This window comes from Actinoallomurus sp. CA-150999 (genome assembly GCF_050942425.1).
Taxonomy (GTDB): Bacteria; Actinomycetota; Actinomycetes; order Streptosporangiales; family Streptosporangiaceae; genus Actinoallomurus.
The window spans coordinates 3,198,460-3,222,190 of the sequence record NZ_CP192063.1; the positions used below are offsets into that span (position 1 = coordinate 3,198,460).

Annotated in this window: 23 protein-coding genes and 2 riboswitches; of the genes, 16 read left to right on the forward strand and 7 right to left on the reverse strand. The window is 71.5% G+C overall.

Translation table 11 applies throughout. The annotated features are described in order from the left end of the window. Nucleotides 1-2 precede the first annotated feature (2 nt). Nucleotides 3-1,655 carry a cytochrome bc1 complex cytochrome b subunit gene (qcrB, locus tag ACQP2O_RS15210; protein WP_433184590.1) on the forward strand — a complete coding sequence of 551 codons (1,653 nt, stop codon included), beginning with the start codon at nucleotides 3-5 and terminating at the stop codon, nucleotides 1,653-1,655. A 193-nt stretch (nucleotides 1,656-1,848) separates the two neighbouring features. On the opposite strand, the gene ACQP2O_RS15215 is transcribed toward qcrB, so the two are convergent. The 3 genes from ACQP2O_RS15215 to ACQP2O_RS15225 all read right to left on the reverse strand — a co-directional run bounded on the left by ACQP2O_RS15215 (nucleotide 1,849) and on the right by ACQP2O_RS15225 (nucleotide 4,861). Then, nucleotides 1,849-2,136 (reverse strand): Lrp/AsnC family transcriptional regulator, encoded by a 288-nt coding sequence (locus tag ACQP2O_RS15215; protein ID WP_433184593.1) that lies wholly within the window; start codon nucleotides 2,134-2,136, stop codon nucleotides 1,849-1,851. Nucleotides 2,137-2,351: 215 nt separating this feature from the next. Next, complete coding sequence (locus tag ACQP2O_RS15220; protein ID WP_433184596.1) at nucleotides 2,352-3,101, reverse strand: rhomboid family intramembrane serine protease; 750 nt, start codon at nucleotides 3,099-3,101, stop codon at nucleotides 2,352-2,354. 8 nt (nucleotides 3,102-3,109) lie between these two features. Next, the gene (locus tag ACQP2O_RS15225; RefSeq protein ID WP_433184599.1) at nucleotides 3,110-4,861 is read right to left on the reverse strand and encodes a DEDD exonuclease domain-containing protein; all 1,752 of its coding nucleotides are present in this window, start codon (nucleotides 4,859-4,861) and stop codon (nucleotides 3,110-3,112) included. A 269-nt stretch (nucleotides 4,862-5,130) separates the two neighbouring features. Between ACQP2O_RS15225 and ACQP2O_RS15230 the strand changes: the two genes are divergently transcribed. The 7 genes from ACQP2O_RS15230 to ACQP2O_RS15260 all read left to right on the forward strand — a co-directional run bounded on the left by ACQP2O_RS15230 (nucleotide 5,131) and on the right by ACQP2O_RS15260 (nucleotide 12,990). Beyond that, complete coding sequence (locus ACQP2O_RS15230; protein WP_433184601.1) at nucleotides 5,131-6,375, forward strand: NYN domain-containing protein; 1,245 nt, start codon at nucleotides 5,131-5,133, stop codon at nucleotides 6,373-6,375. A 78-nt stretch (nucleotides 6,376-6,453) separates the two neighbouring features. After that, nucleotides 6,454-6,645: a hypothetical protein gene (locus ACQP2O_RS15235; protein ID WP_433184604.1), complete on the forward strand. Its 192-nt coding sequence runs from the start codon at nucleotides 6,454-6,456 to the stop codon at nucleotides 6,643-6,645. Between the two features lie 185 nt (nucleotides 6,646-6,830). Continuing rightward, nucleotides 6,831-6,962: riboswitch (cyclic di-AMP (ydaO/yuaA leader) on the forward strand. A gap of 57 nt (nucleotides 6,963-7,019) precedes the next feature. Then, nucleotides 7,020-8,027, forward strand: coding sequence for an NlpC/P60 family protein (locus ACQP2O_RS15240; RefSeq protein ID WP_433184607.1), 1,008 nt, complete (start codon nucleotides 7,020-7,022; stop codon nucleotides 8,025-8,027). Nucleotides 8,028-8,061: 34 nt separating this feature from the next. After that, nucleotides 8,062-9,039: an NlpC/P60 family protein gene (locus tag ACQP2O_RS15245; RefSeq protein WP_433184610.1), complete on the forward strand. Its 978-nt coding sequence runs from the start codon at nucleotides 8,062-8,064 to the stop codon at nucleotides 9,037-9,039. Between the two features lie 274 nt (nucleotides 9,040-9,313). Further along, a riboswitch (cyclic di-AMP (ydaO/yuaA leader) is annotated at nucleotides 9,314-9,481 on the forward strand. A gap of 60 nt (nucleotides 9,482-9,541) precedes the next feature. Continuing rightward, a complete protein-coding gene (locus ACQP2O_RS15250) occupies nucleotides 9,542-10,033 on the forward strand; it encodes a C40 family peptidase (RefSeq protein WP_433184613.1) in 492 nt (163 codons plus the stop codon). A gap of 83 nt (nucleotides 10,034-10,116) precedes the next feature. Beyond that, nucleotides 10,117-11,457 (forward strand): hypothetical protein, encoded by a 1,341-nt coding sequence (locus ACQP2O_RS15255; protein WP_433184616.1) that lies wholly within the window; start codon nucleotides 10,117-10,119, stop codon nucleotides 11,455-11,457. A gap of 150 nt (nucleotides 11,458-11,607) precedes the next feature. Continuing rightward, nucleotides 11,608-12,990, forward strand: coding sequence for a M48 family metallopeptidase (locus tag ACQP2O_RS15260; protein WP_433184618.1), 1,383 nt, complete (start codon nucleotides 11,608-11,610; stop codon nucleotides 12,988-12,990). Nucleotides 12,991-13,029: 39 nt separating this feature from the next. On the opposite strand, the gene ACQP2O_RS15265 is transcribed toward ACQP2O_RS15260, so the two are convergent. Further along, complete coding sequence (locus ACQP2O_RS15265; RefSeq protein ID WP_433184621.1) at nucleotides 13,030-13,695, reverse strand: acetate uptake transporter; 666 nt, start codon at nucleotides 13,693-13,695, stop codon at nucleotides 13,030-13,032. Between the two features lie 176 nt (nucleotides 13,696-13,871). Between ACQP2O_RS15265 and ACQP2O_RS15270 the strand changes: the two genes are divergently transcribed. After that, nucleotides 13,872-14,993 (forward strand): glycosyltransferase family 4 protein, encoded by a 1,122-nt coding sequence (locus ACQP2O_RS15270; RefSeq protein ID WP_433184623.1) that lies wholly within the window; start codon nucleotides 13,872-13,874, stop codon nucleotides 14,991-14,993. Between the two features lie 11 nt (nucleotides 14,994-15,004). On the opposite strand, the gene ACQP2O_RS15275 is transcribed toward ACQP2O_RS15270, so the two are convergent. Then, nucleotides 15,005-15,466, reverse strand: coding sequence for a rhodanese-like domain-containing protein (locus ACQP2O_RS15275; protein ID WP_433184626.1), 462 nt, complete (start codon nucleotides 15,464-15,466; stop codon nucleotides 15,005-15,007). Between the two features lie 72 nt (nucleotides 15,467-15,538). Here ACQP2O_RS15275 and ftrA point away from each other — a divergent pair, with 72 nt between their 5' ends. Continuing rightward, nucleotides 15,539-16,513 (forward strand): transcriptional regulator FtrA, encoded by a 975-nt coding sequence (gene ftrA / locus ACQP2O_RS15280; RefSeq protein WP_433184629.1) that lies wholly within the window; start codon nucleotides 15,539-15,541, stop codon nucleotides 16,511-16,513. 88 nt (nucleotides 16,514-16,601) lie between these two features. Continuing rightward, entirely contained in the window at nucleotides 16,602-17,138 is a 537-nt protein-coding gene (locus ACQP2O_RS15285; protein WP_433184632.1) for a DinB family protein, read from the forward strand. Nucleotides 17,139-17,185: 47 nt separating this feature from the next. Here ACQP2O_RS15285 and ACQP2O_RS15290 read toward each other — a convergent pair whose 3' ends face one another. Continuing rightward, entirely contained in the window at nucleotides 17,186-18,388 is a 1,203-nt protein-coding gene (locus ACQP2O_RS15290) for an MFS transporter (RefSeq protein ID WP_433184635.1), read from the reverse strand. 75 nt (nucleotides 18,389-18,463) lie between these two features. On the opposite strand from ACQP2O_RS15290, the gene ACQP2O_RS15295 reads away from it, so the two are divergent. Beyond that, nucleotides 18,464-19,042 (forward strand): TetR/AcrR family transcriptional regulator, encoded by a 579-nt coding sequence (locus ACQP2O_RS15295; RefSeq protein ID WP_433184638.1) that lies wholly within the window; start codon nucleotides 18,464-18,466, stop codon nucleotides 19,040-19,042. Nucleotides 19,043-19,081: 39 nt separating this feature from the next. Here the strand turns inward: ACQP2O_RS15295 and ACQP2O_RS15300 are convergent, their stop codons facing one another. Then, complete coding sequence (locus ACQP2O_RS15300; RefSeq protein ID WP_433184641.1) at nucleotides 19,082-20,842, reverse strand: AMP-dependent synthetase/ligase; 1,761 nt, start codon at nucleotides 20,840-20,842, stop codon at nucleotides 19,082-19,084. A gap of 439 nt (nucleotides 20,843-21,281) precedes the next feature. Between ACQP2O_RS15300 and ACQP2O_RS15305 the strand changes: the two genes are divergently transcribed. The 4 genes from ACQP2O_RS15305 (at nucleotide 21,282) to ACQP2O_RS15320 (ending at nucleotide 23,729) form a co-directional block, all read left to right on the forward strand. Continuing rightward, nucleotides 21,282-21,968, forward strand: coding sequence for a copper homeostasis protein CutC (locus ACQP2O_RS15305; protein ID WP_433184643.1), 687 nt, complete (start codon nucleotides 21,282-21,284; stop codon nucleotides 21,966-21,968). Nucleotides 21,969-21,993: 25 nt separating this feature from the next. Then, nucleotides 21,994-22,761, forward strand: coding sequence for a metallophosphoesterase family protein (locus ACQP2O_RS15310; protein ID WP_433184645.1), 768 nt, complete (start codon nucleotides 21,994-21,996; stop codon nucleotides 22,759-22,761). Between the two features lie 75 nt (nucleotides 22,762-22,836). Next, the gene (locus ACQP2O_RS15315; protein WP_433184647.1) at nucleotides 22,837-23,271 is read left to right on the forward strand and encodes an SRPBCC family protein; all 435 of its coding nucleotides are present in this window, start codon (nucleotides 22,837-22,839) and stop codon (nucleotides 23,269-23,271) included. Nucleotides 23,272-23,384: 113 nt separating this feature from the next. Next, on the forward strand, nucleotides 23,385-23,729 hold the full coding sequence (locus tag ACQP2O_RS15320) for a hypothetical protein (RefSeq protein ID WP_433184650.1): 345 nt from the start codon (nucleotides 23,385-23,387) through the stop codon (nucleotides 23,727-23,729). Nucleotides 23,730-23,731 lie beyond the last annotated feature (2 nt).

Consider the following 23,731-nt stretch of genomic DNA (forward strand, 5'->3'; position numbering starts at 1 on the left):
CAATGACGACACAAGCACCCCCGCAGGCGGTCGACGCCCCGATCGGCTGGCTCGACGAGCGCTTCGGCACCGTGGGATTCCTCCGCGGCAAGATGAAGAAGGTCTTCCCTGACCACTGGTCGTTCATGCTGGGGGAGATCGCGCTCTACTCCTTCATCATCCTGCTGGCGACCGGCACGTTCCTGACGCTGTGGTTCAAGCCCAGCATGTCGGAGGTCGTGTACCAGGGTCACTACATGAAGCTGTACGGCGTCAAGATGAGCGAGGCGTACAGCTCGACGCTGAACATCAGCTTCGACGTGCGCGGCGGTCTGCTCATGCGGCAGATCCACCACTGGGCCGCGGTCATGTTCGTGGCCTCGCTCACGGTGCACATGCTGCGCGTCTTCTTCACCGGTGCGTACCGCAAGCCGCGTGAGGTCAACTGGCTGATCGGCCTGGGTCTGTTCACCCTCGCCCTGCTGGAGGGTCTGTTCGGCTACTCGCTGCCGGACGACCTGCTGTCCGGCACGGGTCTGCGGATCACCCAGGGCGTCATGCAGTCGATCCCGCTGGTCGGCACGTACCTGTTCTACTTCGCGTTCGGCGGCGACTTCCCGGGCCACGACTTCATCCCGCGTCTCTACACGGTGCACGTGCTGCTGATCCCCGGCATCCTGCTGGCGCTGGTCGGCGCGCACTTCATGATCCTGTGGCACCAGGGGCACACGCAGTTCCCCGGTAAGAACCGCGAGGAGAAGAGCGTCGTCGGCAAGCCGTTCTACCCGGTGTTCATGATCAAGGCCGGTGCCTTCTTCATGTTCACCTTCGCGGTCATCGCGCTGCTCGGGACGTTCGCCCAGATCAACCCGATCTGGCTGTTCGGTCCGTACACGCCCGACTCGATCACGGCGGGCTCACAGCCGGACTTCTACATGGGCTTCCTCGAGGGCGCGCTGCGCATCATGCCCAACTGGGAGACCAACCTGTGGGGTCACACGGTCTCGTGGAACGTCCTCGTTCCCGCGCTCGTGCCGCTGGGCCTGATCATGACCGGCGCGGCGCTGTGGCCGTTCATCGAGCAATGGGCGACCGGTGACAAGCGGATCCACCACATCGCCGACCGTCCGCGCAACGCCCCGTTCCGTACGGCCGTGGGCATGACCGCGGTCACGTTCTACGGGCTGCTGTGGCTGGGCGGCGGCAACGACGTCCTCGCCGACAAGTTCCACGTGTCCCTGTACGCGACGACGTGGTTCTTCCGGGTCGCGGTCTTCGTCGGGCCCGCCCTCGCGTTCTTCGTCACCAAGCGGCTCTGCCTGGGTCTGCAGCGCAAGGACGCGGACATCGCGCACCACGGGGTGGAGTCCGGCATCATCAAGCGGCTCCCGAGCGGCGAGTTCATCGAGGTGCACGAGCCGGCCGGCGAAGAGCAGCGGGCCGTCCTCACCGGCAAGGTCCCGCTGCCCGAGCTGAAGCTGGAGGAAGAGGACGAGAACGGCGTCCCGGCGCCGTCGGCGCGCAGCCCGCTGGGCAGGCTGCGCAAGGGCCTCAACCGCGCCCTCACCGAGGACGAGGTGTCCGTCAACGGCCACGACGAGGGTCACGACGACGGGAGCTCGCACCACGACGAAGAGGTCGAGTCCGGCGACAGCAAGGCGATCAGCCGCCACTGACGGTCGCCGTCCCACGTGATCGGCCCGCCACCCGGATCCGGGTGGCGGGCCGATTCGCGTCTCGGGCCCGCACCGCAGGGGCGGACCGTTCCGCTGAGGGGGTGTCCGGTGGATCTTGTTCGTAGCGAGCCGCGCGGCCGGCCGGAGATCCGCCGGACGTCGCCAAGGGCGGGCGTCGGCGCCGAGGAGGCGGTCAGTCCGAGTCGGGCAGGCCGAGCGCGAAGGCGGCCTCCAGGTCGTGCTGGGAGTACGTGCGGAAGGCGATGTGGGTCTCGGTGTGCGTCACGCCGGAGACCTTGTTGAGGGCGCCGGGGATGACGTCCGCGATCTGCTCGTACTGGCGCACCCGCACGAGCGCGACCAGGTCGAACTCGCCGGTCACGGAGTAGACCTCGCTCACTCCGTCGAGCCCGGCGATGGTCTCGGCGACCTCCGGGATGCGCGAGACGTCGGCCTTGATGAGCACGATGGCGGTGATCACGGAATGCCTCCTGCGGTGGTTGCGCGCGGCGTCGGGTCGCCCGAGGCAAGACTAGTAGAGGCCCTCCGACGCCCGTTCGCGGGCGCGCGTCCTGGAGCGTGAGCGGCGGGCGTCGTCTGGACTGAGGAGCGCAGGGAGCGGCGACCGGACGAGGGAGGACGGCGCGTTGGGCGCCGCGAACCGCGCTCGCGGAGCGAGCGTCATCTAGCAGGGTTTCACTGCCAGCTCAGGGCGGCCGACTTGCGGGCGACGGTGCCGCGCCGCACGAGCAGGCCGACGATCATTCCGGCGACGAAGCCGTAGATGTGCGCGACGTACGCGGTCTGGCTCTGGCTGTCGCCGAGGCTGAGCCACTGGAACACGAAGAACTGGGCGAGCAGCGCCCACGAGGGCAGCCGGAACGGGAAGATCGACAGGATCAGCGCGATCGTCCGCGACCGGGGGTAGAGCACCAGGTGCGAGCCGAGCACCCCGGCGATGGCGCCGGACGCCCCGACGAGCGGGGTGTACGAGTCGGGGTAGGTGATCGCGAAGCCGTACGCCGCGATGTAGCCGACGAGGAGATAGAAGACCAGGAACCGGAGCCGTCCGAGCCGGTCCTCGGTCGCCGCGCCGAAGATGAACAGGTAGACCATGTTGCCGAGGATGTGGGCGACGCCGCCGTGCAGGAACATCGACGACAGCGCCGACAGCCACGGCCGCTTGTGGTACGGCTTCGGGTGGCAGGCGGCGGCCACCTCCTCCGGCACCGGGTTCTGCCGCTCGGAGAGCAGTTCGTTCGGGACCGCGCCGTACTTCAGCAGGAACGTCACCTGCGCGCACTTGCGCTGCTCCGCGCTCTCGTCGTGGTGCCCGATCGAGGCGATCGGGGAGAGCAGGAAGACGACGACGTTGGCGGCGATCAGGAAGTAGGTGACCAGGGGCGCGCGCCGCGTCGGCTGGTTGTCGTACAGCGGCAGCGCCACACCTGCTCCTATCGCATCGGCCGACCGGCGCGGTCAACCTTACGGGAATCGGCGCCCTGAACGGCATTTTCGATCCACCGGCGGACGCTTTCGGCACCGTGGGGCGGGCAGGTCCACGTGCCGTCGACCTCGACCAGGCGCACGCCCGGGGAGTCCAGCCAGCGCAGGACGCACTCCATCTCCTCGGCGGAGGCCCGTGGGGTCGCCCCGATGCCGGGACGGACGGTCTCGGCCGTGGCGACGAGCGCCTCGACGTACGGGACGGGGTGGGCGTTCGGCGGGACGGTGCCGGCGGCCGCGAGCCGGCCGTGGCGGACGACGTGCAGCTCCCAGCCGCCGTCGAAGGCCGGGCGGGCCACGACCAGCTGCGCGAGCCCGGCCAGGGCCGACAGGCGCTGGCAGCGGGCGGCGCCGCGGACGAAGGCGGCCAGTCGGTCGCGCTGGACGGCGGCCTCCTCGTAGCGCTGCTCGGCGGAGAGCCGGTCGATGCGGGCCCGCGCGGCGGCGACGACCGGCCGGACGTCGCCCTCCAGGATCGTGCGGGCGAGGGACGCGTGCCGGGCGTACTCCTCCGGAGGCTGGCGGCCCTCACACGGTGCCCCGCAGCGCCCGAGCTCGCCCAGCGCGCAGGTGGCGGCGCGGCCGCTCTCGATGAGGCGCAGGGTGAGCCGCTGGGTGCACTGACGGAGGGGCACGGCGTCGTGCACCGCGGCGCGCGCCTCCTCGGCCGTCCGGACGCTGCCGAACGGGCCGAGGTAGGTGGCGCCGTCGTCGCGCACCTCCCGGACGATCGACAGCCGGGAGAACGCCTCGGCGGTGAGCTTCAGCCAGACCGCCCGCTCCGGGTGGCGCGACCGCCGGTTGTAGCGCGGCTTGTGCGCCGCGATGAGCCGGAGCTCGCGGACCTCCGCCTCGAGCGGGCTGGCGCACACGATGGTCCGGACCCGGTCGGCGATCCCGATCATCTCGCGGACGTGGCGGCGGGTCTCCGACGCGGTGAAGTACGAGGTGACGCGGCTGCGCAGCCGGCCGCTCTTGCCGACGTACAGCACCTCGCCGCGGGCGTCCTCGAAGAGGTAGACGCCGGGCGCGGCGGGCACGCCGTCGGCCAGGTGGCGCTTGCTGCGCTGCTCGGGCGTCGGCGCGCGGGTGAACCCGGTCAGCTCCTCCAGGGTGTCGACGCCGAACGCGCCGGCGCGCTCCAGCAGCCCGTGCAGGACGTCGACGGTGGCCTGCGCGTCTCTGAGCGCGCGGTGGCAGGGCTCGACGGCGGTCCGGAAGAAGCGGGAGAGGGTGGCGAGCTTGCAGTTGGGGACCTCGTCGCGGGTGAGGAGGCGGCGTGCGAGGTCGGCGGTGTCCACGACCGCCGGCGCCGGCCAGGGCCGCTCCTGCGCGGCGCAGGCGGCCTTCAGGAAGCCGATGTCGAACGGCGCGTTGTGCGCGACCAGCACGGCGCCCCTGGCGAACTCCAGGAACGAGGGCAGGACCTCGCCGATCGGGGGAGCGGCCACCACCATCTGCTGCGTGATGCCGGTGATCACCGAGATGAACGGGGGGATCGGCATCCCCGGGTCCACCAGCGTGGCGAACTCGCCGACGACCTCGCCGCCGCACACCTTGACCGCGCCGATCTCGGTGACCGCGTCCTCCTTGGCCGAGCCCCCGGTGGTCTCGAGGTCGACGACGACGAAGGTGACGCCGGCCAACGGGGTGCCGAGGTCATCGAGGGTGCCCTGCACGGCAGGACCGACGGAGGCCATGGCGGCACCGTACGCGCGGCGACCGACAAACCCCGCGCCGGACCGGTGCCGGATACTGCGGGGTATTCGTCGAGGGGATTGCGGACCGAAGGTCGCCAAGGCGTCTACGCTGGGCAGCGACGGCGACACGGAGCCCGGTGCACGCGTCCCGCACCAGCCCCATCCGCTCGACTCGTGAGGAGTAGATCATCGACACCGGCCCGGGCGAACACCTCGATCAGCCGCTCCCCGAAGCGGTCCGGCAGCGCGTCGTCGAGGCCGCGGCCGACGTGATCGGCGCGCTCCGGCCCGACGAGATCCCCCCACCGCTCCGGCGCGTCGCCCGCTTCGAGCCGCGCCGCCGCGCCCGGCTCGCCGCCACCCTGATCGCCACCCAGCTCGAGGACGACGACACCTTCCGCGAGCGCGTCGCCGACGTCGTACGGGAGAGCGAGCCCGTGCTGGGCGAGGCGATCCTGGCGGGGACGGTGCCGCCGGCCGCCGACCCCGTCACCGTCGCCGCCCTCGCCTACCTGCTCCGCCCGGCAGGCTGGACCGAGCGGGTGGACACCGCGCGCCGCGATCTCGAGCAGTCGGCGACGGCGGCCGAGGAGGCAAAGGTCATCCGGCAGGTGGCCGAGCTGCGCGAGCAGATCGCCGCCGCGAAGGCCACCCGCTCCGAGGAGACCGACCGGCTCCGCTCGGAGCTGCGCGACCTCCGCGGCGAGAACGCCGAGCTCCGCAAACGCCTGCACGAGGCACGGGGCAAGGCCAAACGCGAGCACGCGCGCGCGGAGGACCTCGATAGCCGTCTCGGCGAGGAGCGCACCGCCGCGTCGGTCGCGGCGGCCACCGCCGAGGCCGAGCTGCGCCGGCTGCGCAACCGCCTGTCCCACGCCGAGTCGTCCGCGGAGAACGCCCGGCGCGCCGCCCGGGAGGGCCGCAACGTCGACGAGGCCCGGCTGCGGGTCCTCCTGGACGCCCTCACCGACGCCGCCAAGGGCCTCCGCGACGAGATCGCGCTGCCCCCCGGCATCACCCGGCCCGCCGACAGCGTCGGGGGCATCACGCCGACCCGCCCCGGGCACCGCACGCTGCCCGGCCGCGCCCTCGCCGACAGCGACCCCGCACTCCTCGACCAGCTGCTCACCCTCCCGCAGGTCCACCTCATCGTCGACGGATACAACGTCACCAAGACCGGCTACGGCGACCTGCCACTGGCCGACCAGCGGACCCGCCTGGTGTCGGGCCTGGGCGTGCTGCACGCCCAGACCAAGGCGGAGGTGACGTGCGTGTTCGACGGCGCGGAGCTGAACGCCCCGGTCGCCGTCCAGGCGCCCCGCGGCGTGCGCGTGCTGTTCAGCGCGCCGGGCCAGACCGCCGACGAGCTCATCGCCCAGCTCGTACGCGCGGAGCCCAGCGGGCGCGCCGTCGTGGTCATCTCCTCCGACCAGGAGGTCTGCGACTCCGCCCGGCGGGCCGACGCCCGGCCGGCCCCCTCGTCCCTCCTCCTGCGCCGCCTCGGCCGCACCTGACGGCCGAAACCGCGCCCGGCACTTTTGTCGGTGGGGCCTCTTAACGTCTCGTCATGACGAAGACACGAGGAGGAATTCGTGCTCATCGACTGTGAGAAGTGTGAGGTACGCAACGTCGGCTGCGACGATTGCGTCGTTTCCGCCATGCCGCTGATCCCGGCGTCCGGCCTCGAGATCGGGCCGCTGGAACGTCGGGCGCTGCGAGTTCTCGCCGCCGAGGGGCTCGTCCCGCCCCTGCGGATGACGATCTCCGTCGACCGCGCATCGTGACGATTCGCGCGCACACTGTTGCGTGAATGATATGAATTGCTGGAATTCCAGGAGAAGCGGTTGTTACCAGCGTGAGACTTGACTAGTCTCACGCGCTGAGCCGTTCGCTGGTTCGTCGCCCCCCAGGCGACGGCGACGGCCACCGCCGAGTCGTCACGTTCGGTGAGGTCGCCCGCAGTTCGGGCCCCAGCCTCTCACCGGCACGACGAGCCGGGGAACCAGGTTTCCGGGGTGAATCGGAGCGCCACACGCTCCGTAGGGCGCCTTCCACGCCCGAATCCGTCAGCTAACCCGGTAGGCGGTCAGTGGGAGAGGGGCGTGCCGCAATCGTGGCAACACAGCGCAGTGCCGACGACTCAGCCGTCGGATGGTCGGTGAGCGGCGGCATCGGCGGTCGCCTCCTGGCCACCCTGTGCATCGCCGCCTCAGCGGCCCTGGTTTTGCCCGCCGGCACGGCGGAGGCGAAGCCGAAGCAGACGCTGAGCGAGGCGAAGGCCAAGCTGACCAAGCTGAACTCACAGGCCGACCAGCAGGACAACGTCTACAACAAGGCCAAGTCCCAGTGGCAGGCGGCCGACAAGCGACTCAAGGCGCTGAACGCCTCGGTCAAGCAGCAGCGGCAGTCCTGGGCGGACCTGAGGGTCCGCGTCGCGCAGATGGCCGCGTCGGCGTACAAGAGCGGTTCGAACGACGCGGACATCCCCACTCTGGTGTCGGCCAAGGACCCGCAGGCCGTCCTCGACCAGATGTCGGCGTTCGCGCAGGTGTCGAAGAACCGCTCCACCGAGCTCACCCAGTTCCTGAACGTCGCGCAGCTGCTGCAGCGGCAGGAGTCGCAGGCCAAGCAGGCCGCGACCGATCTGGCGCAGAAGAAGAACGCCGCTCTCGTCCAGAAGAAGAACATCGAGAAGACGATCGCGCAGCAGAAGGCCCTGATCAAGAAGCTGGGCCCTGCGGCCGGCACCGGCAGCGGTGACGACAGCGGTCCGATGCCGAGCAACTGTGGCGGCGGCTACACGGGGTCGGCGACCGGCAAGGCGCGCACCGTGCTGGTGTGGGCCTACAGCAAGTGCGGAACCCCGTACCTCTACGGCGGCAACGGCCCGCGCTACGACTGCTCCGGTTTCACGATGAAGGCTTACGCGGAGGCCGGGGTGAGCATCCCGCGCGTCGTCCCCGACCAGTACAACGCGACCAGCCGGGTCTCGCGGGCCAACCTGTCGCCCGGCGACCTGGTGTTCTTCGACAATCTCGGGCACGTCGGCATCTACGTCGGCGGCGGCAAGTTCATCCACTCGCCGCACACCGGGTCGTACGTGAAGATCGACAGCCTGAGCAACCCCTGGTACAGCTCGCACTACGTCGGCGCGGGCGCGCTCTAAGGACACGATCACCATGGCCAAGGAGCGTACGATCATGTCCAGAACCGCGCGCTGGTCCGTGACGACCGCCGGGTTCATCGCCGTCGCCGGGCTGTCCCTGCCCGCCGTTCCGGCGCACGCCGACCCGGGCAACTCGCTGAGCGCGGCGAAGAAGTCGCTCGCGAAGCTCAACGACCAGGTCGACCAGCTGGGCAACCAGTACAACAAGACGAAGGCGGACTACAAGGCCGCCCAGGGGCGGGTCAACGCCCTCTCCAAGTCGGTGCAGGCGGAGCGCAAGACGTTCCAGGCGCTGCGGCTGCGGGTCGCCCAGCTGGCCGTCGACGCGTACAAGACCGGGGACAACGGCTCGATCCCCCAGCTGCTCGGCTCGAAGGACCCGGACGCCGTGCTGTCGCAGATGTCGGCGTTCACGCAGATCGCGCACAACCGCACGGCGGAGTTCCAGCAGTACCTCGCCTCCGCCCAGCGGCTCGAGCGCGAGCAGGCGCTGCGCGTACAGGCGGCTCAGCAGCTCAAGTCGAAGAAGACCCAGCTCGAGCAGCAGAAGTCGCAGGCCGACGCGGCCGTCAGGAAGCAGCTGGCGCTGATCCACAAGCTCGGCGGCAACATCGACCCGGGCAGTTCCACGGAGAACTGCTCGATCCTGGCCACGGGCAAGGCGGAGATCGTCCTGAAGTTCGCCTGCGCCCAGCTCGGCAAGTCGTACGTCTTCGGCGGCGCGGGCCCGAACGTCTGGGACTGCTCCGGGATCACGATGGTGGCGTTCGCCAAGGTCGGTATCAAGCTCAACCACTGGGTGCCGGACCAGTACGACGCCAGCAAGCGGGTGTCCAAGGCGGACCTGCAGCCCGGCGACCTGGTCTTCTTCCACGACCTCGGGCACATGGGGATCTACGTCGGCAACGGCAAGTTCCTCCACGCCCCGCACACCGGCGACGTCGTGAAGATCTCCAACCTGAGCGACGCCTGGTACAGCTCCACCTGGGTCGGCGGCGGCCGGCTGCTCTGAGGACCGCCGGGCAACTGAACAGCGGACGAGGGCGGGCCGGGCGGAGACTCCCGGGGCACGGAGAGCATCCGGCCCGCCTGCAACGTCATCGCGATCTTCCGCACCGATCCACGGTGCGGGGTGTCACCTGCGGCACACGCCATGCGCCGCTCGACCGGAAGCGTTTCCGCCGGCGGCGGCGCTAGGGACAGCGCCCCCGATGGTGGACCGGTTCCGGTTTGTCAGGAATGCAGAGAAACGGTCATCACCGACGTGGTCCAACGGGGGCCATGGGTGGCCGTGAGCGCCTAATCCGCGGGCACGCGGAACCGGGGAACCAACCGCGCACGAGCGCGGCTTCACGGGGGTGAATCGGGGCGCCTGTTCTCCCACAGGCATGCCGTAGGGCGGCTTCCACGCCCGAACCCGACAGCTAACCCGGTAGGCGTAGTGGAAGGAGAGACCCCTGTCTCGCAACCCCTCGACCGCTTCGTCCCTGCGCCTTCGCCTCGCCGGAGGCATGGTGGCCGCGGGTGCGGTCCTCGCACCCGTCGCCCTGACGGTCCCCGCGGCGCACGCCGCGACCCCCCAGTCGACCGTCACGGCGCAGAAGAAGCACAAGTCCTGGAGCCAGCGTCACAAGGCCGGTCTGAAGGCGGTCGACATCGCCCGCAAGCAGATCGGCAAGTGGTACCGGTACGGGGGCGCCGGCCCCAGGACGTTCGACTGCTCCGGGCTGGTGCAGTACTCCTACCGCAAGGCGGGCATCCGCCTGCCGCGCACCGCGGGCCAGCAGCACCGGCACATCAAGCGCCACGTCCGGTGGCAGAACCTCGCCGTCGGCGACCTGGTGTACTTCAACTACAACAACCACACCGGGATCATCTCCAAGGTGAAGGGTCACAAGATCTGGATGATCCACGCGTCGCACACCGGCACGCAGATCAAGCAGGTCCGGATCGACAACAACAGCTACTACCGGAGCGAGTTCTACGGCGCGGCTCGCCCGTACTGAGCCGGCTGAACCGGCTCGATCCGCCGGGGTCGTCCAGATGGGCGGCCCCGGCTTTCTCAGCTTCGCCCGCTACTATCGCGCGCATGTCGTCGGCGCGCTCCGGGCAGGCACGGGTCGCCGCGCTGGCCGGGGTGGCGATCGTGTTGCACCTGGTCACCGCGGTTGGCTACGTCGCGCTGCACCACGGCGCCGACCGTACGGCCGCGTCGTTGCGCAGCGCCACGGCGGCGCCCACGCCCAGCACGGCCACGGTGACGGCCATTCTGCAGCGCCGTTCCCGCGCGATCCTCGCCCATGACCGCGCGGCCTTCCTCGCCACCGTCGACCCGTCGGCCCAGGCGTTCCGCGCCGGGCAGGAGACGTTGTTCGACAACCTGACGAAGATCCCCCTGGCGACCTGGCGCGAGTCGCTCGCGGACACCCGCGCCGCGGCCGCCGCCGACGACGGCTGGACGGCCCGGCTGACGCTCACCTACCGGCTGCGCGGTTTCGACGCGGCCGACGTCGCCTACACCCAGTACCTCACCTTCGGCCGGAGTAAGGACGCGGGCTGGGTCGTGTCCGGCGACGGGTCCACGCACGGCCTGCGCGACGACCCGCAGATCTGGGACGGCGGCACCCTCACCGTCATCCACGGCCGGCGCAGCCTCGTCATCGGCGAGGACGACTCCGGAGTCGCGGACGGCACCGGGGCCACCGACGGGCCGCAGACACGGACCGCCGAGCTGCGCGACATCGCCAACCGGCTCGACACCGGCATCGGCCTGGTCTCCGACGTCGTCGGCGACCGCTGGTCACGCCAGGTCGTCGCCTTCGCGCCGGCGACGGAGCAGGAGGCCGAAGAGCTCGTCGGCGACGTCCGGAACCTCGGCGACATCGCCGCGCTCGCCACCGTCAGCGGCGCGGCGGGTGACTCGGGGCAGGGTGCGGATCGCGTCATCATCACCCCCACGGCGTTCGACCGCCTCAACGGACTGGGACGGCACGTCGTGCTCACCCACGAGCTCGTGCACGTGGCGATGGGCGGCGCCCGCGACAGCCGCACCCCCATGTGGCTGATCGAAGGACTCGCCGACTACGTCGGTTACAAGAAGGCCGGCGTCTCGACGCGTGCGGCGGGACGCGAGCTCGCCGCGCAGCTGGCCGCCGGCGACGTGCCGGCCGCGCCACCGGGGCGGAGCGCGTTCAGCGGCTCGGGCGAGCGCCTGTCCGCCGCGTACGAGGAGGCATGGCTGGCGTGCCGGATGATCGCGGAACGCTATGGTGAGAGCCGGCTGGTGCGGCTGTACCGGACCGCGGAGGCGGAGCCCGGCGACGCGGGGGACCCGCGAATCGAGGACCGCGCCCTGCGGGCCGTGCTCGGCATAGGTTCGAGCGAGTTCGCCGCGCAGTGGCGCGCCTACCTACGCAAGGAGCTCACGTGACCGAGCCGGGCGGTTCGAGGCTCACTGTGGAGTCTGTGGTGTGGTGGCGGGGCGGCTGTCCGTGTGAGGAGCTCACGTGATGATGTGGGGCGGTTCGAGGCCCACTATGGAGTCTGCGGTGCGGCGGCGCTCTCCGCGCGAGGAGGGCGCGTGACGGAGCCGGGCGGCGCGTCGCCGTCCGCTCTCGTGTCCGATCGCGAACCCGGCCGCGCAGCGCCGTCGGAGGGCTCCCGGCGGGCCGCCGCCATCGCCGCGGCGGTGCTCGGCGCGCTGCTCGTCGCCGTGATCGCGGTGGTGACGCCCTGGCATCCGCTGCCCGGCGGCCGGACCGCCGCCGACCCGGCCCTCGACTTCACCCGGGACCAGATCGCGCGCAGCGAGGCCTTCAGCGCCGCGCTGGATCCCCCCGCGTACGCCTCGATCGTCGTCGGCCTGGTCGTCGTCCTCGCCCTGGGCCTGACGCCCTGGGGCGCCCGGCTGCTCGGACTGGTCACCGGATCGCGCCGGTCCGCCACGGCGGGTGCGAGCGTCCCGCTGTGGCGGCGGACCGTGCGAGTGGTCGCGGTCGCCGTCGTGCTGTCCGCGCTGACCCAGCTCATCGCGCTGCCCTTCGCCGCGTGGTCGGAGTCCGTGCTGCGGCGGTATCACCTGTCGACCCAGAGCTGGGGGTCGTGGCTCACCGACCAGCTCATGGGATTCGGGGTGAGCCTCGTCATCTGGGTCGTGGCGCTCGTGGGTCTCCACCTGCTGATCCACCGCTTCCCCCGCCACTGGTGGGCGGCGGCGGCCGCGGGCGGCTTCCTGCTCGTCACGGCGGCCTCGTACGCCTACCCGGTGGTCGTCGAGCCGCTGTTCAACTCCTTCACCTCGATGCGCGCCGGGCCGCTGCGGACGGATCTGCTCCGGATGGCCCGCGCGGACGGCGTGCCGGTCCGCGACGTGCTGGTCGCCGACGCGTCCAAGCGCACCACCACGCTGAACGCCTATGTCTCCGGGTTCGGGTCGACTCGGCGGATCGTGGTCTACGACACCCTCCTCGTGTCGGAGTCACCGAAGGAGGTCGAAGCCGTCGTCGCGCACGAGCTCGGCCACGCCAAGCGCAACGACGTGCTGACGGGGACCCTCGTCGGCGGTGTCGGGGTCGCGACCGGCGCCTGCGTCCTCTACCTGGTGATGACCTCGCCGCGGCTGCTGCGCCGCGCGGGCGTGCGCTCGGTGGCCGACCCGCGCTCCACCGCGCTGCTGCTGGCCGCGGTGACCGTCCTGGCCCAGATCGCCGCGCCCGCGGAGAATCTCATGAGCCGCCGCATCGAGGCACGGGCCGACGTGCACTCCCTCGACCTGACGCGCGACCCGGCGACGTTCACGGCGATGCAGCGGTCCCTCAGCCTGAGCGACCTCGACGATCTGTCGCCGAACCCGTTCGCCTACGCGCTGTGGAACACCCATCCCTCGGGGCCGGAGCGCATCGCGATGGGACGGGCCTGGGCGCGCCTGCACCACGTTCCCGTGCCGCCGCCCGCACGCCACTGAGCTTCGGGCTCAGGGGCGTACGGGCGGTGAGCGTGCCGGCTACTCGGTGACGGGGCTGGTCGTGGCGGCGGCCGGGCGCGCGCCGAACGGCGAGCCGACGGGCAGGGCGTACCGGCCGCCCATTCCGTTCACGACGCCGGCCGCCGAGGCGTACCAGGCGACCAGCGCGGTGAGGACGCCGACCCAGCCGCCGAACTTCACCATGCCGCTGCTGTGGGAGAGGTTGCCGATGAACAGGATGATCTCGGTCAGCTCGAGGGTGAGGAACACCCCGAACACCGCCGCGTTCACCTGGGTGCTCCACAGGAGCATGTACGCGTTGAAGATCGCGAACGCCAGCAGGATCCAGCCGAGGTCGTTCTGAATCAGGTCCTCAGGGTTCGCCTTGGTCGCCGCCGCGGTGGCGGCGGCCGTCGGCGCGACCCAGCGGACGTACAGGGCCAGGCCGATCCAGAACCCGCCGTACGACGCGAAGGCGGTGGCTCCGAAGACGTTCCGGTTGCGGAACTCCCACATGCCGGCGAGCAACTGGATCAGGCCGCCGTAGACGAACGCGTATCCGAGCCAGGCGTCCGTGCCGTCGGTCCACCCGGCGTTCTTGGCGGAGAGAAGGAACGTGGTGAGGGCGAACGCCGCGAGCCCGAGCGGGGCGGGGTCGGCGATCCCGGATAGCGGGGTGGACGGGGGTTGGGGGGTCTCGGTCATGGGTGGCTCCTCCTCGTCGTGAAGCTCCCACCGCCGTGCCTCGTCAGGTCCGTAACATCGCGGGCCCGGCGGGGATGGGCGGCCACAAATGACGCGCCCTAACACTAACTCCCTGTTTCGCATTGGTCACGGGGGTGCGTCAGGTCAATCTGATCACTCGTGCGATGCTGGCAATGATGAGGAAGACGCTCGTCGTGACCAACGACTTCCCGCCCCGGCCGGGCGGCATCCAGGCGTTCGTGCACAACCTGGCGGTCCGCCGGCCGGCGGGCTCGCTCGTCGTGTACGCGCCCGCGTGGGAGGGCGCGGCGGAGTTCGACGCCGCGCAGCCGTTCCCGGTGGTCCGGCACCCGACGACGCTGATGCTCCCCGTGCCCGCGGTGCTGCGCCGCGCCCGCGAGATCGTCCGGGCGGAGGGCTGCGACTCGGTCGTCTTCGGCGCGGCCGCGCCCCTCGGACTGCTCGCCGCGCCGCTGCGGCGGTCGGGCGTCGAGCGGTTCGTCGGCCTCACGCACGGCCACGAGGCGGGCTGGGCGGCCCTGCCAGGGTCGCGGCGGCTGCTGCGCCGGATCGGCGACGAGGTGGACGTCCTGACCTACCTGGGCGACTACACCCTCAGCCGGATGGCCCGCGCGCTGTCGCCCGCGGCGGTCACGCGAATGCGGCGGCTGGCCCCCGGCGTGGACGAGACGGTCTTCCGCCCCGGCGCGGGCGGCGAGGAGATCCGGGCGCGGCACGGCCTGGCGGACCGCCCCGTCGTCGTGTGCGTCTCCCGCCTGGTCCCGCGCAAGGGCCAGGACGCGCTGATCCACGCCTGGCCGCACGTGCTGCGCGCGGTCCCGGACGCCGCCCTGCTGATCGTCGGCGGCGGCCCGTACCGTGCCGACCTGGAACGACTCCGCGTCGAGCTGGACGTCGCCCACGCCGTACGGCTGACCGGCGCCGTCCCCTGGGAAGAGCTGCCGGCGCACTACGACGCCGGCGACGTGTTCGCCATGCCCTGCCGGACCCGCCGGCGGGGCCTCGACGTCGAGGGGCTCGGCATCGTCTACCTCGAGGCGTCCGCCACCGGGCTCCCGGTGGTGGCGGGCGACTCGGGCGGCGCGCCCGACGCCGTCCTCGACGGCGAGACCGGCGTCGTGGTCGACGGCCGCTCCGTCCGCGCGATCGCCCAGACCGTCATCGGCCTCCTGCGCGACCCGTCCGCGGCGCAGGCGATGGGCAAGCGAGGACGTTCCTGGGTGGAGCGAGAGTGGCGCTGGGAGGTCCAGGCCGCCCGCTTCTCCGCCCTCCTGTGACGACCCGTTGATCAGCAGCCGCAGACCGCGCCCGCCCCCACCGGGGCGGTCAGGGGGTCGGGGGGTGTGCTGACCCGCCCGGTCGCGGTCTCGACGGCGAACCCCTCGCGCGTCCAGTACTCGTAGCCGCCGATCATCTCCTTCACCCGGTAACCCAGGCGGGCGAAGGCCAGCGCGGCGCGGGTCGCCCCGTTGCATCCGGGACCCCAGCAGTAGGTGACGACGGCCGCGTCGCGGGGGACGAGCAGGGGCGCCCGCTCGGCGATCAGCGCCGTCGGCAGGTGCACGGCCCCCGGCAGATGACCCTGTTCCCAGGACTCGGTGCTGCGGGAGTCGACGACGACCAGGCCGGGCACGCCGGCCTCCAGGTCGGTGTGGACGTCGGACACGTCCGTCTCGAAGGCCAGACGTGCGGCGAAGTGGCGGGCGGCCTCCTCCGGAGGAGCCGGCGCGGTGGCGAGAACATTCGACATGCCGACGATCGTGGCCGACGGCGTGCGTCCTCGGACAGTGGCGTGGATGTCGCCCATCGATAGGATCCCGCCATGCGGATCCAGCCGAGGCCCGGTTCGACGGTCGCGGTGCTCGCCTACGAGGGGATGTCCCCGTTCGAGACCGGCATCGTCACCGAGGTGTTCGGCCTGCCGAGGCCGGAGCTGGACGTGCCGTGGTACCGCCTGACGGTCTGCGCCGAGCGGCCCGGCCCGGTGCCCATCGTCGGCGGTGCGACCGTCCACACCGAGCACGGCCTGGACGTCTTCGCCGCGGCGGAGACCGTCATCGTGCCCGGCGTGAGCGACGTACGGGGCGAGTGCTCGCCGGCACTGGTGGCCGCATTGCGCCGGGCGCACGACCGGGGCGCCCGGATCGTCTCCATCTGCTCCGGGGCGTTCGCGCTGGCCGCCGCCGGTCTGCTGGACCACCGCCCGGCGACCACCCACTGGCAGTACGCCGACCTGCTGCGCCGCCGATTCCCGCTCGTCCGGGTCGATCCCGACGTCCTCTACATCGACGACGGAGACGTGCTGACCAGTGCCGGAAGCGCGGCGGGCCTCGACCTGTGCGTGCACCTGGTCCGCCGGGACCACGGGCCGAGCGTCGCCAACGCGGTGGCGCGGCGGCTCGTCGTCCCGCCGCACCGCGACGGCGGGCAGGCGCAGTTCATCGAGGCGCCCGTGCCCAGGGACGCCGGAGACGACCGGATCGCCCAGGCCATGACCTGGGCGATCGCCAACCTGCGCGCGGAGATCACCGTCGACGTCCTCGCACGCCGCGCGCACATGTCCGCCCGCACCTTCCTGCGCCACTTCGCGCGGTGCACCGGGACCAGCCCCACCCGCTGGCTGATCGACCAGCGCATTCAGGCCAGCCTGCCGCTCCTGGAGAAGACCACCGCGCCGGTCGAGGAGATCGCCCGCACCGTCGGGTTCGCCAGTCCGGTCACCTACCGTTCGCACTTCGTACGGGCGATGCGCACGTCACCGTCGGCCTACCGCCGCGCCTTCACAGCGACGGTGTGACGGGGGTACGGCCGAGCGGACCGGGTTTGAATTGAGGCCGGAAACTGTCCGCATGGCCCCGTAGTGTCGTCTCCGACGGACCTTCCCGATGGCCACGGAGGCAGCGATCATGACGACGAACGGCGAGACCACCCTCACGGGCGAGCGGGCGGACCTCCTGGCGGGCCTGCGGAAGAGCCGGCACTTCCTGCGGTTCACGCTCCGCGACCTGACGGACGGGCAGGCCTCCCGGCGCACGACGGTCAGCGAGCTGTGCCTCGGCGGGCTGATCAAGCACGTCACCGAGGTCGAGCGGCGGTGGGCGGGCTTCATCGTCGAGGGACCGAGCGCCATGGAGACCGACGATCCGGAGGAATGGGCGGAGCAGTTCCGCATGGGCGAGGGGGAGACCGTCGCCGGGCTGCTCGAGGCGTACGACGAGGTGGTGCGCCGTACCGAGGAGATCGTGGGCACGCTGCCCGACCTGGACGCCACCTGGCCGCTGCCGGAGCGGCCGTGGTTCGAGCCGGGCGCCCGGTGGTCGGCGCGCACGGTGCTGCTCCAGATCATCGCCGAGACCTCGCAGCACGCCGGCCACGCGGACATCATCCGCGAGGCCCTCGACGGCGCGAAGTCCATGGGCTGAGCTCCGGCACGCACCAGGTCCGGGAGATCCCGGACCCGGTGCTCGTGTCAGCGGCGGGCGGCCAGGGTCAGCGTCGCGCCGAGGGCGAGCAGGGCGCCGAGGACGTACGCGAGGGCGGGCAGGCCGTGGGCGCTCAGCGCCCCGGCGACCTGCGGGCCGACGCTGGCGCCGACGAACAGGATGAAGGTGAACAGGGAGACCGCGGTGCCTCGTGCGGGACCGGCGTGGCCGCCGATGGTCTCGATGAGGGCCGGAGCGGTGAGCCCGACGCCGGCGACGAAGGCGTTCAGGAGGATGGCGAGGCCCAGCGTGCCCGGGTGGGTGAACCCGATGAGCGCGGCGGCCACGGCGGTCAGCGTCAGGGCGCCGGTGGCCCGGTGCGCTCCGGCGAAGCGCTGCAGCGCGGGCGTCACGAAGGGGATCGCGAGGATCGCGGGCAGCGCCGCCGCGCGTAGCGTGAGCAGGGCCGCCGCTCCGCCGGCCGCGCCGGTCAGGGCCAGGCCGGTGTAGAGGGCCACGAACGAGCCGAGGACGACCGGCGTGGCGAGGTAGAGGGGGATGAGCCGCCGGTGGGCCAGGAGCCCCGGCATGGCGCGGTAGGCGTCCAGCGGGGAGCCGGCGGTGCCGGGGCGGCCGGGCAGCATGACCTTCCGGAGCGCCGCCGCGACCAGGGCGAAGGCCACCGCGAAGACGGCGAACACCGCGCGCCAGCCCGCCACCGCCGCGATGCCCTGGGCCGCGAGCTGACCGAACACCGCCGACGCGAGAAACGCTCCGATCACCGCCGACAACAGCGTGGCGCGGTGCCGCTGTTCGGCGCGTTCGGCGATGTAGGTGAACGCGACGGGCGCGAAGGCGGCCGTCGTCGCCCCCTGCAGCACCCGCAGGGCGAGCGCCGCGCCGAGGCCGGAGGCCAGGCCCACCAGGGCGGTCGTCACCGCCGTCGCGGCGATGCCCGTCACGATGATCCGGCGCCGCCCGAAGCGGTCCGACAGCGGCCCGAACACGAGGAACCCGGCGGCGTATCCGAAGCCGAACGCGCTCGCCATCCACGTCAGCGCGGAGGCGGGGGCGTGCCACTCCCGGCCCATGGCGCCCAGCAGGGGGATCACGCCGTACAACTGGCCGGTGGCCAGGAGCGCCGTCGCCACGAACGTCACCAGGGTCGGCAGGAACGGGGCGTGGGCCGTCGTCGCCGGGGCGTCGCCCTCCACGGCGGCGGCGCGGTTCGAGGAGATCAACGTCGTCATGGCCGGAACAATAACCAACCAACTAGTTGGAGGTCAACCAACCAGTTGGACGGAGAAATCCGATAGGCTCGTGCCATGCCGAGATCCACCGCCGAAGCCACCCGAGAAGCCCTGCTCACCGCCGCGCGGGCCGAGTTCGCGGCCTACGGCATCGCCGGGGCCCGGGTCGACCGCATCGCCGAGCGCGCGGGAGTCAACAAGGAGCGCATCTACGGGCATTTCGGCAACAAGGAGAAGCTCTTCGATGCCGTCATGAGCCAGGTGCTGGACGAGGTCATCGAGATGGTGGCCCAGGACGTCGACGACGTCGGTGACTATGTCGCGCGCATGTACGACTACCACCGGGCGCACCCGGACCTGCTGCGCCTGATGCTGTGGGAGGCGCTGCAGTACGGCGACCAGCGGGACTTCGAGGAGGGGCGGCGCGATCACTACCGCGGGAAGCTGGAGAGGCTGGCGACCGGCCTGGGGGCCGAGCCCTCGGGCGACGTCGGACGCACCCTGCTGACCCTGTGCGGCATGGCGACCTGGCCCAACGCCGTGCCGCAGATGGCACGGCTCATCCTGGGGCCGGACGCCGACGACAAGGACGCGATTCGCGCCCATCTGATCGACTTCGCCCGGTCGGCGGTCGCCCGGCGCACGTCGGTCTGAGCCTCCGCCCGGACGACCGGATCACACCGGAGCAGCCGGTCAGGCGTAGAGCGCCTCGATCTCGGCGGCGAAGTCCCGCTCCACGAGGTTCCGCTTGACCTTGAGCGTCGGGGTGAGGTGCCCGGACTCCTCCGTGAAGTCGACGTCGAGGAGGCGGTACTTCTTGATCGCCTCCGCCCGGGAGACCGTGGCGTTGGCGTCGGCCACCGCCGCGTCGATCTCCTTGAGCACGTCCGGGTCCTTGACCGCCTCGGCGATCGACAGCGACGTCCTGCCGTGCTGCTGCTTCCACTGCTCCAGCGCCTCGGGGTCGAGGGTGACGAGACAGCCGATGAACTTCCGGCCGTCCCCGACCACCATGCACTGGCTGATCAGCGGGTGGGCGCGCAGGCGATCCTCGAGCGGCGCGGGTGCGACGTTCTTCCCGGCGGCCGTGACGATGATCTCCTTCTTCCGGCCCGTGATCCTCAGGTAGCCGTCGCCGTCGAGCTCGCCCACGTCGCCGGTGTGGAACCAGCCGTCCTCCAGGGACTGCTTGGACGCCTCTTCGTTGTGCCAGTAGCCGGCGAAGACGTTCGGCCCCTTGGCGAGGACCTCACCGTCGTCGGCGATGCGGACCGTGGTGCCGGGGATCGGCTTGCCGACCGTGCCGATGCGGTTGCCGCTGGGCATGTTGACCGCGATCGGTGCCGTCGTCTCCGTCAGGCCGTACCCCTCGAGGATGCTGATGCCGACGCCGTCGAAGAAGTGGCCGAGCCGCTCGCCGAGAGCCGCGCCGCCCGACACCGCGTGGGTGACGTGGCCGCCGACCGCGGCGCGCAGCTTGCCGTACACGAGCCGGTCGAACAGGGCGTGCTTGAGCCGCAGCCCGAGGCCGGGGGACTCGGCCCGGCTGAAGGCGATCGCGGTGTCGGCCGCGATGCGGAAGATGCGGCCCTTGCCGTCGGCGACGGCCTTCTGCTCGGCGCCGATGTAGACCTTCTCGAACACGCGCGGCACCGCGAGCAGGAACGTCGGCTGGAATGACCCCAGGTCGTCGACGAGGTTCGTCACGTCGGGGGTGTGGCCGAGGGTGACCCCGGCCTCGATACAGCCGACCTCGATGAGGCGTGCGAAGACGTGGGCGAGCGGGAGGAACAGCAGCGTCGAGCCGTCACGGAGGCCGAAGACCTCGGTGAGCGCGCCCTCGGTGGTGTTCCGCGCCGTCGCGAGGAGGTTGGCGTGGGTGATCTCGCAGCCCTTGGGGCGGCCGGTGGTGCCCGAGGTGTAGATGATCGTCGCCAGGTCGGCGGCGGCCCGCGACTCGCGCCGCTCCGCCAGGTCCTCGTCGGAGACCTCGCCGGTCGGCAGGGTGTCGATCCGCCAGACGTGCGCCAGCTCGGGCAGCCGCTCCCGGACGGTCTCGACCGCCTTCTCGTGGTCGTCGGTCTCGACGAAGATCGCCTTGGTGCCGGAGTCGCCGAGGATCCATTCGACCTGCGACGCCGAGGACGTCTCGTAGATCGGCACGGTGATGCCGCCGGCGGTCCAGATCGCGTAGTCGGCGACGGTCCACTCGTACCGCGTGTGCGACATGATGGCGACGCGGTCACCCGGCTCCACGCCGGCGGCGATCAGCCCTTTGGCGACACCGGTGACCTCGTCGGCGAACTCCCGGGCGGTGACGTCGCGCCACCCCGCGCCGTCCTTACGGCGGAGGACGACGCGGTCCGGTTCCTCGGCGGCCCGCGAGAAGAGCGTGCCGGTGAGGTTCGCCGAATCGACGATCGTCACCTGCGCGGGAACGCTGTACTCACGCACGACTACTCCTCAGCTGAGTGCGGCGGCCATCGGTCGCACGGACGCTACCGCTTCAAGATACTGATCGGTAGCCTTCGACGCGTGACACGTCTCGCATTTCTTCTTACCACGCGTGAACGAGTCCGTTGATCGCTGTTCCCCTTCCCGTCGTCCGGGAGTGATTGGCGCGAAGCCACGCGAGAGCGGGCGCGCGTCGTCTGGACTGAGGAGCGCCGGGAGCGAAGCGACCAGAGCGACGAGGGAAGACGGCGCGTTGGGCGCCCGCTCCCGCGCTCGCGAAGCGAGCGCCGTCGAACGCGGTCCCGGTCCGGAGACGGGTCCGGTAACGGGATCGCCGGGAAACGCCAAAGGCGGGCCAGGTCAGAGGCATTGCGGGCCGGGCGGGGGCGAGAATACGCGTCGGCCGCGGTGGTCGTGGGGGCCGGACCCGGGGGAGACGATGGCGCTGCTCGAGGTGGTCGCGATGAACGAGGTGGACGCCGAGGCGGCCGAGACGGGAGGCGCCGACCGGATCGTGGCCGTCGCCGAGCGGCAGTCCGGCGGGTTGTCGCCCGATCCCAAGACGGTGGCCGCGATGCGCAAGACGACGTCGCTCCCGATCCGCGTGATGCTCCGGGCCAAGAGCGGCTTCCGCACGACCGAGCCGGAGCTCGCCCGGCTCTGCCGCGCCGCCTGCGCGCACGCGTCCGCCGGGGCGGACGGCTTCGTGTTCGGCTTCCTCCACGCCGATGGGACCGTCGACCTGTCCGCGACCGCACGGCTCGCCGACGCCGTGCTGCCGCTGCCGTGGACGTTCCACCGCGCGATCGACCACGCGGTGGACCCCGTGGCCGCCTGGCGCGAGATGCGCGTGCTGCGCGGGCTCGACTCCGTCCTGTGCGCCGGAGCGGCGGGTGGCGTCGAGCCCGGGATCGACGCGCTGGTCCGCCGGGCCGCCTGCGACGCGCGGCTCATGCTCGTGGGGGGCGGCCTGCGGCGCCGGCACGTGGCGGTTCTCGCGGCGGCCGGCGTGCGCGCCTTCCAGGTCGAGGACGCCGTACGCCCGGCAGCGGCGGGACAGACGCCCGTCGAGGCCGTCCGTGTCCGCGAGTGGCGCGCCCTCGTCGACGCCGCCGCCGAGCGTTGATCCCGACAAGTCATACAGTTGGCGCATGCGGGTTCATGTGGTGAGCGACGTGCACGGACGGGCCGACGCGCTCGTCCAGGCCGGCGACGGGGCCGACGCGTTCATCTGTCTCGGCGATCTGATCCTGTTCATCGACTACGAGGACCACGGCAAGGGCATCTTCGCCGAGCTGTTCGGCCAGGAGCACGCCGAGACCTTCATCGAACTCCGCACCCAGAAGCGCTTCGATGAGGCACGGGCGTTCTCCCGGTCGATGTGGGCGACGCTGGAGGGCGACGCCGGGCCGTACATCGAGGCCGCGGTGCGACGGCAGTACAAGGAGCTGTTCGGCGCGATGCCGACGCCGGCGTACCTCACCTACGGGAACGTCGACATCCCCCGCCTGTGGCCGGAGAGCCTGCGGGCCGGCCAGCGGGTGCTCGACGGGGAGACGGTCGAGCTCGACGGCCTGCGCTTCGGCTTCGTCGGCGGCGGACTGCGCACCGAGTACCGCACCCCGTACGAGATCGACGACGACGTCTTCGCGGCCAAGGTCGCCGCGGTCGGCGAGGTCGACGTGCTGTGCTGCCACATTCCACCCGCCGTGCCCGAGCTGCTGTACGACACGGTCGCGCGGCGTTTCGAACGCGGGAGCGAGGCGGTCCTGCGCATGATCCACGAGGCTCAGCCGAAGTACGTGCTGTTCGGGCACGTCCACCAGCCGCTCGTCCGCCGGACCCGCATCGGGCGGACAGAATGCGTGAACGTCGGACACTTCCGCGCGCGCGGGGTTCCGTACGTTCTCGAGTGGTAGCCGCTACGCTCCGCTCAAGGCGGTGACGCGGTGCCCATTTCCGCCCGATAATCAGCTTGAAAGAGGGATACGCCGATGGCGGACCGTACGAGCTCCAGCATCACGATCAAGGCTGGAAAGCCGGAGATCATGGCGGTTATCGCCGATTTTGCGGAATACCCTGAATGGGCGGAAGGAATCATCGCGGCCGAGGTCGTCGCCACCGGGGACGACGGCCGCGCCGAACAGGTGCGGATCACGCTGGAGGCCGGACCGATCAAGGACACCTACGTCCTGGCCTATGACTGGGACGACGACGAGGCGGTGCACTGGCACCTCGCGGAGCGCGGCACGATGCTGACCGGCATGACCGGCGCCTACCGGCTCGCCGAGCACGGCGGCGAGACCGAGGTGACGTACGAGCTCGCCGTCGACGTGCGCGTGCCCATGATCGGCATGGTCAAGCGGAAGGCGGAGAAGCGCATCATCGACACGGCCCTCAAGGGGCTCAAACGACGCGTCGAGGAATAGCCATGCGACGGGATCCGACGATGGGCGAGGCCGCGGCCGCCGGCACCCCATGGCGCGGGCATACGCCGCGGGGCGGTACGGTTTCACGCCGAACGATAGGTAGATGATGACCAATGAGTGAGCAGCCACCATCCGTGCTCTTCGAGGCGGTGCGTCTCGTCGACACGCTCCGCCGGAAGTGGAACGCCGGCGGCGCCCCCAAGGGCGACGTGTGGAGCGATGCGACCAGCGAGGCCTGGGGTGAGCACACGGGCGCGGCGGAGTGCCGCTACTGCCCGGTGTGCCGCGCGATCGCGGCGTCCCGGGAGTCGGGGCCGGAGGTCCTCTCCCACGTGATGGCGGCGGGTGAGCAGCTCTACTCGGCGGTCCGCGAGGCGATGGCAGGGTTCGAGCGCACGCGGCCGCGCCCCCGCGCGGCGGGCGACGACTCTGCGGGCGCCGGCACGGCGACGGGTTGACG

Bases quoted from the DNA above. Each gene is read 5' to 3' on its own strand.
- qcrB (WP_433184590.1), top strand. From the start codon at position 3: ATGACGACACAAGCACCCCCGCAGGCGGTCGACGCCCCGATCGGCTGG.
- ACQP2O_RS15225 (WP_433184599.1), bottom strand. From the start codon at position 4,861: ATGGCCTCCGTCGGTCCTGCCGTGCAGGGCACCCTCGATGACCTCGGC.
- ACQP2O_RS15245 (WP_433184610.1), top strand. From the start codon at position 8,062: ATGTCCAGAACCGCGCGCTGGTCCGTGACGACCGCCGGGTTCATCGCC.
- ACQP2O_RS15255 (WP_433184616.1), top strand. From the start codon at position 10,117: ATGTCGTCGGCGCGCTCCGGGCAGGCACGGGTCGCCGCGCTGGCCGGG.
- ACQP2O_RS15265 (WP_433184621.1), bottom strand. From the start codon at position 13,695: ATGACCGAGACCCCCCAACCCCCGTCCACCCCGCTATCCGGGATCGCC.
- ACQP2O_RS15270 (WP_433184623.1), top strand. From the start codon at position 13,872: ATGAGGAAGACGCTCGTCGTGACCAACGACTTCCCGCCCCGGCCGGGC.
- ACQP2O_RS15275 (WP_433184626.1), bottom strand. From the start codon at position 15,466: ATGTCGAATGTTCTCGCCACCGCGCCGGCTCCTCCGGAGGAGGCCGCC.
- ftrA (WP_433184629.1), top strand. From the start codon at position 15,539: ATGCGGATCCAGCCGAGGCCCGGTTCGACGGTCGCGGTGCTCGCCTAC.
- ACQP2O_RS15285 (WP_433184632.1), top strand. From the start codon at position 16,602: ATGGCCACGGAGGCAGCGATCATGACGACGAACGGCGAGACCACCCTC.
- ACQP2O_RS15290 (WP_433184635.1), bottom strand. From the start codon at position 18,388: ATGACGACGTTGATCTCCTCGAACCGCGCCGCCGCCGTGGAGGGCGAC.
- ACQP2O_RS15295 (WP_433184638.1), top strand. From the start codon at position 18,464: ATGCCGAGATCCACCGCCGAAGCCACCCGAGAAGCCCTGCTCACCGCC.
- ACQP2O_RS15305 (WP_433184643.1), top strand. From the start codon at position 21,282: ATGGCGCTGCTCGAGGTGGTCGCGATGAACGAGGTGGACGCCGAGGCG.
- ACQP2O_RS15310 (WP_433184645.1), top strand. From the start codon at position 21,994: ATGCGGGTTCATGTGGTGAGCGACGTGCACGGACGGGCCGACGCGCTC.
- ACQP2O_RS15315 (WP_433184647.1), top strand. From the start codon at position 22,837: ATGGCGGACCGTACGAGCTCCAGCATCACGATCAAGGCTGGAAAGCCG.
- ACQP2O_RS15320 (WP_433184650.1), top strand. From the start codon at position 23,385: ATGAGTGAGCAGCCACCATCCGTGCTCTTCGAGGCGGTGCGTCTCGTC.